The sequence below is a fragment of the Mesorhizobium kowhaii genome (assembly GCF_003253745.1).
Classification (GTDB): Bacteria; Pseudomonadota; Alphaproteobacteria; order Rhizobiales; family Rhizobiaceae; genus Mesorhizobium; species Mesorhizobium kowhaii.
On the sequence record NZ_MZXV01000075.1, the window covers coordinates 74062 to 85296 of the forward strand.

At 59.8% G+C, this 11235-nt stretch carries 14 protein-coding genes and 2 pseudogenes; 7 read left to right on the top strand and 9 right to left on the bottom strand.

Annotated elements, in window-relative coordinates:
* Positions 1 to 209: 209 nt before the first annotated feature.
* Entirely contained in the window at positions 210 to 1079 is an 870-nt protein-coding gene (locus B5V02_RS33410; protein WP_111548237.1) for a class I SAM-dependent methyltransferase, read from the bottom strand.
* Between the two features lie 272 nt (positions 1080 to 1351).
* On the opposite strand from B5V02_RS33410, the gene B5V02_RS41240 reads away from it, so the two are divergent.
* A complete protein-coding gene (locus tag B5V02_RS41240; RefSeq protein WP_208647174.1) occupies positions 1352 to 1831 on the top strand; it encodes a TetR-like C-terminal domain-containing protein in 480 nt (159 codons plus the stop codon).
* Between the two features lie 56 nt (positions 1832 to 1887).
* On the opposite strand, the gene B5V02_RS42055 is transcribed toward B5V02_RS41240, so the two are convergent.
* Together B5V02_RS42055 and B5V02_RS33430 are read right to left on the bottom strand one after the other, a co-directional pair.
* Positions 1888 to 2019, bottom strand: a complete 132-nt coding sequence (locus tag B5V02_RS42055) for a hypothetical protein (protein WP_425374444.1) — start codon at positions 2017 to 2019, stop codon at positions 1888 to 1890.
* Positions 2020 to 2403: 384 nt separating this feature from the next.
* A complete protein-coding gene (locus tag B5V02_RS33430) occupies positions 2404 to 2601 on the bottom strand; it encodes a CsbD family protein (RefSeq protein WP_111548238.1) in 198 nt (65 codons plus the stop codon).
* 289 nt (positions 2602 to 2890) lie between these two features.
* Between B5V02_RS33430 and B5V02_RS33435 the strand changes: the two genes are divergently transcribed.
* The 3 genes from B5V02_RS33435 to B5V02_RS40295 all read left to right on the top strand — a co-directional run bounded on the left by B5V02_RS33435 (position 2891) and on the right by B5V02_RS40295 (position 6309).
* Positions 2891 to 3088: a hypothetical protein gene (locus B5V02_RS33435; RefSeq protein ID WP_111548239.1), complete on the top strand. Its 198-nt coding sequence runs from the start codon at positions 2891 to 2893 to the stop codon at positions 3086 to 3088.
* Between the two features lie 2193 nt (positions 3089 to 5281).
* Positions 5282 to 5587, top strand: a complete 306-nt coding sequence (locus B5V02_RS33445) for a DUF1236 domain-containing protein (RefSeq protein WP_111548259.1) — start codon at positions 5282 to 5284, stop codon at positions 5585 to 5587.
* Between the two features lie 377 nt (positions 5588 to 5964).
* Positions 5965 to 6309, top strand: coding sequence for a hypothetical protein (locus B5V02_RS40295; protein WP_146606204.1), 345 nt, complete (start codon positions 5965 to 5967; stop codon positions 6307 to 6309).
* Between the two features lie 235 nt (positions 6310 to 6544).
* On the opposite strand, the gene B5V02_RS40925 is transcribed toward B5V02_RS40295, so the two are convergent.
* Positions 6545 to 6703, bottom strand: a complete 159-nt coding sequence (locus B5V02_RS40925) for a hypothetical protein (protein ID WP_167458775.1) — start codon at positions 6701 to 6703, stop codon at positions 6545 to 6547.
* A gap of 581 nt (positions 6704 to 7284) precedes the next feature.
* Here B5V02_RS40925 and B5V02_RS33455 point away from each other — a divergent pair.
* On the top strand, positions 7285 to 7842 hold the full coding sequence (locus B5V02_RS33455; protein ID WP_208647175.1) for a GlcG/HbpS family heme-binding protein: 558 nt from the start codon (positions 7285 to 7287) through the stop codon (positions 7840 to 7842).
* Positions 7843 to 8019: 177 nt separating this feature from the next.
* Here B5V02_RS33455 and B5V02_RS33465 read toward each other — a convergent pair.
* Positions 8020 to 8846, bottom strand: a pseudogene (locus B5V02_RS33465) (ATP-dependent DNA ligase).
* 84 nt (positions 8847 to 8930) lie between these two features.
* Here B5V02_RS33465 and B5V02_RS33470 point away from each other — a divergent pair.
* Together B5V02_RS33470 and B5V02_RS33475 are read left to right on the top strand one after the other, a co-directional pair.
* On the top strand, positions 8931 to 9113 hold the full coding sequence (locus B5V02_RS33470) for a hypothetical protein (protein WP_111548242.1): 183 nt from the start codon (positions 8931 to 8933) through the stop codon (positions 9111 to 9113).
* A gap of 45 nt (positions 9114 to 9158) precedes the next feature.
* Positions 9159 to 9380, top strand: a complete 222-nt coding sequence (locus tag B5V02_RS33475) for a hypothetical protein (protein ID WP_111548243.1) — start codon at positions 9159 to 9161, stop codon at positions 9378 to 9380.
* A gap of 370 nt (positions 9381 to 9750) precedes the next feature.
* Here B5V02_RS33475 and B5V02_RS33480 read toward each other — a convergent pair whose 3' ends face one another.
* From B5V02_RS33480 to B5V02_RS33495, 4 genes and pseudogenes are all read right to left on the bottom strand, one after another.
* Positions 9751 to 10008, bottom strand: coding sequence for a hypothetical protein (locus B5V02_RS33480; RefSeq protein WP_111548244.1), 258 nt, complete (start codon positions 10006 to 10008; stop codon positions 9751 to 9753).
* 25 nt (positions 10009 to 10033) lie between these two features.
* Positions 10034 to 10255 carry a DUF768 domain-containing protein gene (locus tag B5V02_RS33485; RefSeq protein WP_111548245.1) on the bottom strand — a complete coding sequence of 74 codons (222 nt, stop codon included), beginning with the start codon at positions 10253 to 10255 and terminating at the stop codon, positions 10034 to 10036.
* Positions 10256 to 10261: 6 nt separating this feature from the next.
* Positions 10262 to 10744 carry a hypothetical protein gene (locus B5V02_RS33490; protein WP_111548246.1) on the bottom strand — a complete coding sequence of 161 codons (483 nt, stop codon included), beginning with the start codon at positions 10742 to 10744 and terminating at the stop codon, positions 10262 to 10264.
* Between the two features lie 258 nt (positions 10745 to 11002).
* Positions 11003 to 11235: pseudogene (locus B5V02_RS33495) on the bottom strand (capsular biosynthesis protein CpsI); the annotation flags it as partial.

Here is an 11235-nt window from a genome sequence, read left to right on the forward strand (position 1 = left end):
TGGAAGCGCAAGCAGGCCAAAATGGGACCGGCGCGGGATCATTCATCGACGATGGAACTTGCCAGGGAAAAGAAGGCCTTGGACATCAGCCCGACGATTCAGACATGGCAATCCGGCGAGATAAAGCCGGATTCGCCGATAGCGCAACGCGGCCCGCGTAACGGGCGTCTTCGGGCGGCGCCCGGTCCGGCGGCAGCCGCATGCCGCGATCAGGCTGGAAGGGCCTTGTCTGTCGCGGCGCGAACATAGTCCAGATTCATGGCTCCGACGGCGCCGATGTCTTCGATCTTGAAACCTGCCTCGGCCAACAGCGTTCCGACCGCATTCATGTCGATATGGGCATGCCGATGGAGCCTCGGCAATCTGGATTCGCGCAGCGGCCTGCTGAAGTCGATCAGCAGCAGCCGACCGCCGGGCTTCAGCACGCGCCTTGCCTCTTGAAAAAAGGTCGAGCGGACGGGCTGCGACAGATGGTGAAGCATGAGTGTGCCGATCACGATGTCGAAGTGCCCCTCCGGGAAAGGGATTTCCTGAGCGGTCGCATTGACGAGATCCAGATCGATGCCGGCGCGGATGGCCTTGGCGCGCGCTCTCTCGATCATCTCGGCCGACGCATCGATGCCGGCAACACTGCCGCTCGGGCCGACCAGCCGTCTCGCGGCGATGGCCAGCGTGCCCGTGCCGCAAGCGACATCGAGCACCGCCTCGCCGCGCTGGAGCCTTGCCAGACGCAGCATGAATTCACGGAACCGGCTCGCGCGGCCCCAGGTCAGGATGCGCACCAGCAGATCGTAGCCGGCCCCGCTGTGTAGGACGATGCCGATGCCTCTCGAGCTCGCGCCATGCGCGCCGGCGGGCTGCATGTGACGCAAACCGCCCCAGAGCGTCACGGTCACGATCAGTGCCAGAATGAGACCGTGGACTGCAGCCGTCCAGGCACCGGCATTGAGATAGCCGCCCCCGAAATGCAGCATGAGCAGGAAACCAGCGACCAGCGACAGTTTGACAAGCACGGCAAGCACTATGACGCCCTTTCGCGAATGCTGTCCGTTGCCGGCCTGATGACCAAATTGGTGCATGTCTTTTTGCCTCCTCGTCGGTTTCCGGTGCGCTCAAAACATCATTGAGCTTCTGGACTTGGCGTATCATATTGGACACTGTGTCCGGGAGTTCTATTGCCAGACACCGGACCGCCGAATGTCCGAAACCGCATGCGGCAAGGGGCAATGACCATGAAAATTGAGCGGACCGATGACAGGGGTACGATCGATCGTCGCGTCGCACGCACGCGCGCCCTGCTGCAGGACGCGCTGATTGCCCTGATCCCCGAGCGCGGCTATGCGGCTCCACTGTGGAAGACATCTGCCAGAAAGCTGATGTTGGCAGGTCGACCTTCTACACCCATTACGCCGGCAAGGACGAACTGCGCAGCGCGACCCTGGAAGCGCATCTGCAGTCGCTGAGCAGGCGCGTGCCGGCAGACGAAAAGACAGGCAACCGTTTGTTCGAATTCAGCCTGCCGATGTTCGAGCACGCGCGGGCGTTCCGGTCGCTTCACCACGCGCTGCTTGCGAGCAGTGGCGATACCATCCACGACCAATTGCGTGAACGGATACGGCGCGCCGTGCGGACGGAACTTGCCGGCAAGCGGACCGGCGACACAGGCGTGCCGATCGAATTCGCGGTCCAGTTCATATCGGGAGCATTTCTTGCCGTACTTGCCTGGTGGATCGCCGAGAACGCCAGCCTTTCGCCGGCGCAGGTCGACGACCTATTCCAGCGGATGGCCGCTCAGGGTGTCTCCGCCATGGGCATGGGCGGCTCGGATTGAAGCAGGCATAAGTTGAATCATTCGCGTCGCCGATTCCGACGTCGTTGGGAACTGTACTATCGTTCCTCCGGCGGCCGAATCTTGCGGAACGTCACGAGCAGAAGAATGTCATAGACGATCTTCAGGGCTCCAGCGATGAGTAGCGGCCAGCCGAAGCCGGAAACGGCAAGCAGTGAGCCGGCGAGCATCGGACTCGCCGCCGATGCAAGGCTGCGTGGGACGGCAGTCCCGCCGCTCCATTTGCGAAGCGACGGGTCCGCACCCCACCCCAAATCTGTCAACGCAATTGCGGTGCCAAACCTATTGACCCATTACGGGTCACCACCGCACCTAAGTGTATCGCTCTCGCTCGAGTTGTTGGAATACAGCCTTTTGGATGATGGCCCGCGGCGAACGCTGAAGGTTGCCTGAAAGGGCGCCGGCCAAAGCGGTCGCGAGGTCCTACGCTCACTTCCGGTAAAGGCTCGGCGCCCCTCTGGTGTGTTCAGTGTCAAAAGGACCGAGAGGATTCGGCTTTCCGGATCGTAGTCCGCCTTTCGGATCAACGTGGATGGCATGGCATTTAAGTCTGATTAGACCCTTCTGGACCAGGCGTCGATCTGCCGCTCCGCCTCCTCCTTGGCAATCCCGTACCGCTCTTGGATACGTCCCAGGAGTTGGTCGCGATTGCCATCAATCCGATCGAGATCGTCGTCGGTGAGGTCGCCCCATTGCTCCTTGGCTTTGCCTTTGAACTGCATCCATTTTCCTTTGATTTGATCCCAATTCATCTGTGCTCTCCTTCTGTTAGACCCTCAGCACCGTGCCCACGTCCCCTGGGAGGGGACATCGGGAGCATCCCTGATCGGCATCGGTCGAGGAACTGCTACAAAGGAAAACCCGAACGGTGACGAGTTGTTCCTGCGCTCTCAAGAAAGACGCTCCGGCGCTTAGCCGGGCGGATGATTTGATCGACATGGGCGTCCCGGGCGGAATCGATCGTTCCTCCGATGGAACCTCGGTAGTGAGAGAATGTTGCGGGTGTAGCCTCGGAGATTTCCGCCAATGGCAAGAGCGTCCATGCATCTGCTGAAGGGCATTGGGTATCTGGTTTCAACAGCGAGCGTTGTTCTTGTCGCCATCGTAAGTTGGTCCAGTGCCTCAAAAGGCCCTGTGTTTATCGCCTGTTTGATTGGCGGTGCTGCACTGTCCATCGTCGGCATGCTCTGTCAGTGGTTGTCGTATGAGATAGAAAAACGTCAGGACGACAGGCGATGACTGTTGGAACAGGTTCGCTCACCTGTGGGTAGAGGCCCTCATACCCTTCCTAATCGACCGGCGAGCCTCTTCGGCGTTTTGCCAGCCTTTGAACCACCACTGGGTGCCGGGCTACAGACCGCTTCCGCGATCCAGAATAGCGATCAGCGCCTCGTCGCCCTCGGCGTGATCTCCTCGACCCTCACCTTGTCGCCGATCTCTTTGGCCATCGCCAGCGCTTGGCCTTGTCTTTGGTGGTCAGGACACTGCGCCAATGTGGCTTCTCGAATACGCTCACCACGTAGGTTGTTGCCGGCGCGCCTGTTATCGCCAGACCTTTGCGTTCCTTCATTAGGCGCTTCACTTTAAATTAGCAAAGGCGCATAAATGATCTCCAGCTGGCGGCGATGTTCCTCGCGAGCACATCCCGCCGGCTAGGCCCGGTGTCTCCTAGCCCCATCCCAACCCGCAGGGGTGCCGGGCCGCTCCATCCAAAGGTCCGCCGCCCCATTTGCGAAGCGACGAGACCTTGCCCAGCCCACATCTGTAGCTCTCTGTCTACGCTATTCTCATATTAGAGATAGCTCAACTACGACTGAAGTCCCTAGTCGGCTATCTAACCGAAGGAGCCACGCAAAAGCCCGCGCCTCCTCGCGGAAAGCGCGGGCCGATCAGGTGGTGCGTATCCCGATCTTCGGCAGGAGAGCGGGTGAGCATCGCCTGCCGTTTGTTGACCATATTAGGCCACGCTCACAAACGGACATGCTAGGTAGCTCGTACATGCCTAAGGCCCCAGCGCATCGACGCAGCGCCGGGGCCTTAAAATTCATCCAATAGGTTGGGTACCGCCTACAGCCGCGTGAAGTCGGCAAGCCCTAGGCGTTTTCGCTGGTCTTCCGCATAAAGCAACATGTAGCTCGAAGCCTCAGCTATCGCTGAGCGCGGCGGACCTGTTCCGGCCGGCCGGCGCCATTTATGGCAACCTCCTCGCGAGGAGTACCTGCCCGCAGTCAACTCGGAGGCGGACCCGGTGCCCGCCTTCGACGGTCGGCCTAGCCGCCCATCTTCTTTGCCATTGCGCAGAAATCTGCATGCGACTTGGTTGAGCGTGGTATTGTCGCCAGTGCGGTTTCTCGAACACGCTTACAAGTGCCGGCGTACCTGTCATCGCCCGACCTTCGGTGCTTCACTTTACATTAGCAGAAGCGCATAAAGCTTCCAGCCGCCAGCATTGTTCCTCACAGGCATCCTGTCGGTTAGGCCCGGTGCCCTAGCTCATCCCAACAGAAGGGGTGCCGGGCCGCTAACATCCAAATCCGTCACGGAATCGAAGGCCCCGCCGCCCCATTTTCGAAGCGACGGATCCTCCGCCCCAGCCCGTGGGAACGCTCCCACAGGTAGGCGCTAATACCGATACATGCCCCAAGCATGCCTGCGGTAGCACCGGACGCGCCGACGACCATGTCGCCAATAGCTACGGCAGACCCTTCTCCAACCCCGGCGGTGGTAGCGGCGATAGCAGCGGCGGTGGTAGCGCCGATAGTAGACCTGCTCCACCTCTGCCGGAGTACCTTCGTCGTCGAAGGTCTCGGCCTCTGGCGCCTCGAGTTCATCGAGAATGCCGCTTTCGGCGCCTGGAACGCCGGCTACCGCATTGATAGGCCGAACCGCGCTTGCAAAGGCCGCTGCCCCTGCAATGCCAAACATTGCTGTCAAGAAGGATCGCCGATCCATAGAAAGCCTCCCAATGTTACACAACTCTAATGTTACAAACTCCAGGCGCGCGGCCGGAAAGGCAGGCCTTGCGCTCGGTACAAATTGAGGGTTCGCCAATCGCCGTGCGGCTCGCGAACCCTATCAGCACAGGAAGGGACGCAGCTGCGCCGATCTGCAAAAATGTCAGCCAAGAGCTACTCCGATCACGAGAAAGGTCACGGCTGTCGCGAAGATTGGTGCAAGCAACCAGCGCGCTTGACTAACACTTCTATCCATCTGATTTCTCCCTACTTTTCGGACAAACAACATCCCTGAAAGTAGGCTGTTCCACGCAAAGTGACGGGTAACACCATTGCGTTTTTCGATCAGACTCAAGTCCTACCTGCCGCCCGACCAAAGCCTCAACCCCGGAACGTTTAAGGTAGCCCCAAGTTTGGTTGTGGGGCCGGTTTAGACGATGTCGTCGTGCGCCGGCCTGACAATAACGAGGAGAAAATCATGAGAATGCATCTTACGGGCGCCGCTGCGGCGTTGTTGCTCTTCGCCGGTATCGGCGCGGTCGCTGCTCAGGACGTGGTCATCACGCCTGAGCAGGATACTGTCATCCATGAGTATGTGAAGAAGCAGCCCTTGGCATCGGTCAAGATTCCCGGCGTGGAACTCAATATCGGCACAGCGCTGCCCGACACAGTCGAGCTGCATGAAGTGAAAGTGCCCGACGTCAAATACCGCTATGTCGTGATCGACAACCGGACGGTTCTCGTGGACCCGGGCACCCGCAAGATTGTCAAAGTCTACGACTGACGAATCTAACTGCTGAAGCCCGTCACCCCATTGGGCGGCGGGCCAAGGCGACTACGATGGAGCAGCAAGGTGGATGGGCTGAACTGAGTCCCGTGACCTTCATCATCCCGCTCTACATCGCCACAATCGCGGCCTCGATGCTCGCTGGCGCCGTCTGGCGCTACAGGTAGCGCGACATGATCGGCATGGCCACTTGCCTGCTCATGGCCGGCATGGGCGCCTACCTGCTGTTGCTCTAGCGCCTGAGGCGCTGGTAAGGGCCGGCCGGTGCCAAGGCGCATTTCTATATTAGCGCCTGCGAATGGTGTACAATACCTGTGACGACGTCGGTCGCCGCTCGGGGACCATTTCGAGTGCACGCGGTCGGAACACGACACATGGTGGGGTTGGCAGGCGTGATAGCCACGGCTGCGGCGCTTGAGGATGGTTCTGCGTTAGCACACAGTGCGCATAGCAGCTGGACCTATCCATCCGCCTGCTGCCACGGCGATCCGGTGACGGGAGAATGCGGCAAAATCCCAAGCACAACCGTGACACCACGACCTGATGGCTACGTGATCATCTTGCGGCGGCCAGGCGACCATCAGAAAGTTACCCACCAAGACCGCTACTTCGTTCCCTACGATGCCGTAATTCCGTCTGGCGATGATAACTTTCATATCTGCCTGCACCCGACCGAGGAGCACGAAAACTGCTTCTTTGCGCCTGCAGACGCGATCTAGGCAGAGCCCCACCGCCTCTTCCCCTTCGGCGTGATCTCCTCGATCTGCGCCTTTGGGCTTCCGCGATCACACCATAGGCTAACGCGATCCCGCAGTTCACAATACAACTACAAGCGGTTGATTCCTTTGTGATGTAGCCGCCCATCAGAGGTCCGTCGCGTGGGGGCACGCGGCGGACTGCTGGTGGCCGGCGGCGCTGGGGTGAGGCTGCGCAAGAATCGGGTTTGACGGCGTGTCATCCACCGTCTTGAACGCGCCGCTCGATCCGCACTTGGTCGCCTATTTCCTTTGCCTTGGCCAGAGCCTTGTTTATGTCCGTCGTGGTCAGGACAGTCCGCCAGTGCGGCATCTCGAACACGCTCACGACGTAGGTTGTGGCCGGCTTGTCGGTCATCTCTTCCCCTAGGCACTGAAAGCCCGCGCCGCTTGCGGGCAAGCGCGGGCCGATCGGGGGGGCCCGATCTTCGGCAGGGGTGTGGGTGAGACATCGCCGCCGCCATAGCACAATTAGAGATGGCTAATGTTCCGTCAAGCCGTGGCCATAAAGGGAGCTTTCTTATCCCGCGTTATGTCGACCTAAAGTCCCTTGGCGTTGTGTCCGGCGAGTAGATCAGGCCGACTTTCCTGCCGCCACACCTGCCACATTTCAGTTTTCGAACGAGGTCATCCGCCATTGCGGGCGCATCCGGTCCGAACCGATAGCGGAGCTTCACTAGGTCGAGCGGCTGACGGTGGTGGCACGGCGCCGTCTGGCGACGCGCCGTCACCGCATCTTTGCATCGATCAGAGATTGGAACGTCCAGCCCTTTGCCATCAGAAAATGACTACCCGCGAAATCGCTCGGTGAACCAGTGAATTTTACCGTCGACCTTCATCGGTTTTGTTCACTGTTGGCAGGGTAGCCACAGGAGGCGGGTTCCAACCGCTTTCTCTTGGCTGCGAAAAGGCCGCAAGACCCGATCGAATGCAGCAATCATGGCAAAGCGGAGGTCAGATATCGCCTTTACCTTGAGAGAACCGGCTGATCCGGAAGCGAGGCTCGCGATGACGAAACATGGAATCACCGCCGTTATCCTGGCAGCAGTCTTCTGCCTGCCGGCCGAGGCACAAACCATCAGCGTGCTGGTCCTGGACCAGGCTGGGGCGCAGACAGTGTTGAAAACGGCCAGGGAGAGCGCGCAGCAGCGGAAGGCTCCGTCGGCAATCGCTGTGGTTGATCCGGGCGGGGATCTGCTTGCCTTCCAGCGGATGGACGGTGTCCGCCCAGGCAGCGTGGATCTGGCCATACAGAAGGCACGAACGGCCGCACGGCTCCAGCGGCCGACCGTGGAAATCGAGGAAAGCATCGATCATGGTCGTACCGCCTTCGTCACCGCCCAAATCATGGCATTGCAGGGCGGCGTACCGGTGCGTGTGCATGGCGAAGTCGTGGGCGCTGTGGGTGTCGCCGGACTGAGCAAGGAATCCGACACCGAGATTGCGAGGACCGCGGCGGCGGCCCTGGACTCATCACCGAAGATCCCGGTGCCATGATTGACGCGTAGCTCGATGACGGCCGCACCTCTTTCGCCCAAAAGCATGGCTTGTCGATACAAGCTGCGGACGCCGCACTTTTCGCCAACGGCCCGTCGCGGACGGCGTGCGATGCTGCCGCATTGGCTTTCCTCTGCGCAGTCGCCGCACACGCCAAGAAACAATCGGCGCGCTTGCTCATTCTTCCCGAAAATCCTGCAGCGATGCGTGACGTAGATCCTCCTCGCCGCGGAGGTGCTTCACACGGCCGATCAGCCCAGGCTTGACCCATTGCGTCGCCGGCCGCTTCATGCCCTTGGGCGCCGCGCCTACGCGCTCCTGGACACGCTGCCAGAGCCGTTCGCGCCTCTCCCGGTTCAAGGTGATGAAGGCCGAACCGACGTAGCGCCCTGTGCCTCGCTCTGCCACTCGACGCCGAGCAGATCGAACTCGCCGATCGCATAGCATTTCGCCTTCAGCCAATTGGTCGACGGGCCGCTGCGATACTTGCTGTCCTTACGCTTGGAGACCATGCCTTCTAGTCCGGCCTGGTCGACGAGATGGAAGATCGCCTGGGCGTCGCCCGGCAGCGCCTGGCTGAACTGTATGCGGCCGCCATCCGGGATCATCTCGGCCAGGATCTCGCGTCGGTGCTCTAAGGGCATGTCTCGCAGATCATGGCCGTTGAGGTGCAGCAGATCGAAGGCGACGAAATAGAGATCATGCTGACGCCTGGTGATCGCCTTTCGCAACTCGCCAAAGTCAGACAGGCCGGCAGCGTTGAGAACGATGATCTCGCCGTCGATGATGGCGCTTTCCACCTCGAGTTCACCGGCAGCCTTGGCGAGGTCACGATATTTCGACGTCCAGTCGAGACCGCGGCGGGTGAAGATCCGCAGGCCTTCGCCATCCCTGATGATCTGGGAGCGGTAGCCGTCGAACTTGACCTCGTGAATCCATCCATCGCCTTCGGGAGGCTTCTCAACCAAGGTCGGCATTAGTGGCGGGACAAACTTCAAACGCATGAACTGACTCGCAAAACCGCGATTCAATTAGCATGCGCTAAAATGGTTCCGGAACATTTTAGCTAGATCGGATGTTCAACGGTCATGACGAAGCTATCCGACCTTGGACCTCCTATCCCCGGCAAACGGCACGGCGGCGAACCTGCGAACGAACAGGAGAATTTCATGACTTGCCCGATCTGCGGCCAGCAGATCGACATGCGCGATTTTCGCCAAGTCGCCCATCACGACGATCCAGAGCACGAACCTTTGGAACTGGACGCGTGAAGTCGTCGTGTTAAGTTACGATGGCACGATACAGGAGGCCTTCGAATGCCGGCCGATAGCGAAGCCTATCCGGCGTTGACCTTGGCAGAACTCGCTGATCCGGAACGAGCCATTTCCGCAGCGATCGAACTTTACGGGGACCAAGCGAAGACGGCTTTGGCTTGCTGCGCGTTGGAGGCGCACTTTGCTGGACGGAAGGCCGATTACCGGTTCTGGTGTGGCGTCTTCAAGAAACTGGATGCAGGAAAAATGGAAGCCCGTCACTGAGGAAGCAGTGACGGGCCGACCAAGTTTGCCCTTGGCCAGCGGCGCTCCGTCATTGCGCCGATGATGCCGCCTGCAGCACCGCCGACGACGGCACCACTCACCGCAATCCGGCATGCCGGAGAACGATGCTCACGTCTACGCGGAAGGTGTTCGCCGTGGTGGGACGATGGTCACCGCAAAGGTCGAGGACAATCTCGTTCCGAACGCGGAACAGATCCTGAAGCGGTACAATTCGCGAGGTCACGCGCATCGATGACGAGACGGTGACGATCGCCCTGGGGCCGCTGGTGACTGTCGCCATCGACAAGGTTAGGCTGGTGGAGAAATAGCGGACGCCGACACGCAAGAAGGCGCTACGCGACACGGTCGATTAGCTGCCCTTAGTTTTGCCGTAGGTCGGGCTGGTGTCGGGCGTGTATGTCAGGCTGACATCGTTCCCGTTGCATTTGTTGCACCGAAGCCTGGGACGAATATCCCATTCCATGGCCGGCGCGTCAGGGCCGAAGCGGTCGCGGAGCTTTGTCAGGTCGAGCTTGTGGCTATGGTAGCAAGCGGAGTTTTGACAGGACGCCGTCACCGTCATCTTGCTGTCGATCAGCGATTGGAAAGTCCAGTTCTTGCCCGCCATGAAGACTGATATAGCTGAGTGCCGATCAGTCGGCTAAGCCGGCGTTATGAAACACGATCGCGTCGAGGATAGCCTCATAAACGCTGCCCGTGTCTTCCTCGATCTCGGTGCTGCTGATGCCTATTGCCTTTGCGTCGGCGAACAGCTTCTGTGTCAGATCGGCGACTGAGATAATGTCAGAAACCGCCGTTTTAGGGACGTTGGCGCCTATCCATTGGTACAAAAAGTCGGTTCCGCGGGTGCTCATATGTTGCTAGCAACCTTCCGCTTTCAGGGATCGCACCATCTGTACAACAACCGGGTCATAGGGGATTTTTTCCGACTTGCTGTAATTTATGGTGAAGAGCGCAGCACGGTCGTTGCAGACCGCGATAGCGCGCACATATCGAATCTGGCGATCCTTGATGCCCGAGTAACTCGCCCACCCCGGGGTGACGCGCCGATAGGTCAGCTTCCACCCAGCCTTTTCGTCCTCGACCATGCGATGCTCGATCTCGGCGCGAAAACTGGCGTTGCCGAGTCTGGCTCCCCACACTGCAAGGAAGGCATCGTTTTCGCCCCGAAAAGCCGCGCCCTGGTCGGAACGCTGTGTCAGCACAAAACCCGGGGGAACATCGAATGTGAAGCCAAGCTGCCTGACACCGAACGGCTGCCAGGCTTGAGCCTGAAGAAGCGAGCTGCAAAATAGGACCGGTACGAGACTCAGCAAAAGGAAGTCGGTGCCGCGTGTGCTCATCTCGCCATAAGTTGGCGAGTGGCACTAGGTTCCTTCCTCCGGAAAATTATGTAATGATGCGTGAGGTAGGTCTTCCTCACCGCGCAGTTGCTTTACGCATCGTCGCAGGCGCGCGTCTGCAGGAGGATAATTCCGTTCAAGCGGCTCTCGTGCCGGAACCCCAGCCCTGACATAAGCCGCTGCGCTTCTATGCAATGGCTTGTCAATCTCGGCGCCTGACAAACGGCCGGACTATTTGGCGCCAGGATGCGACCTCAGCTAGGTCTGTCCAAAATACGCCTGGTACCAGTCCACAAACCGCCCTACCCCTTCGGTCACCGTCGTCACCGGGCGGTAGCCGACCGCCTGCTCCAGCGCCGATGTGTCGGCAAAGGTATCGGGCACGTCGCCGGCCTGCAGCGGCAGCAGTTCGATGATGGCCTTTCTGCCAAGCGCGTTTTCCAGCGCCTCGACATAGGCGGCCAGCTTCACCGGATTGTTGTTGCCGATGT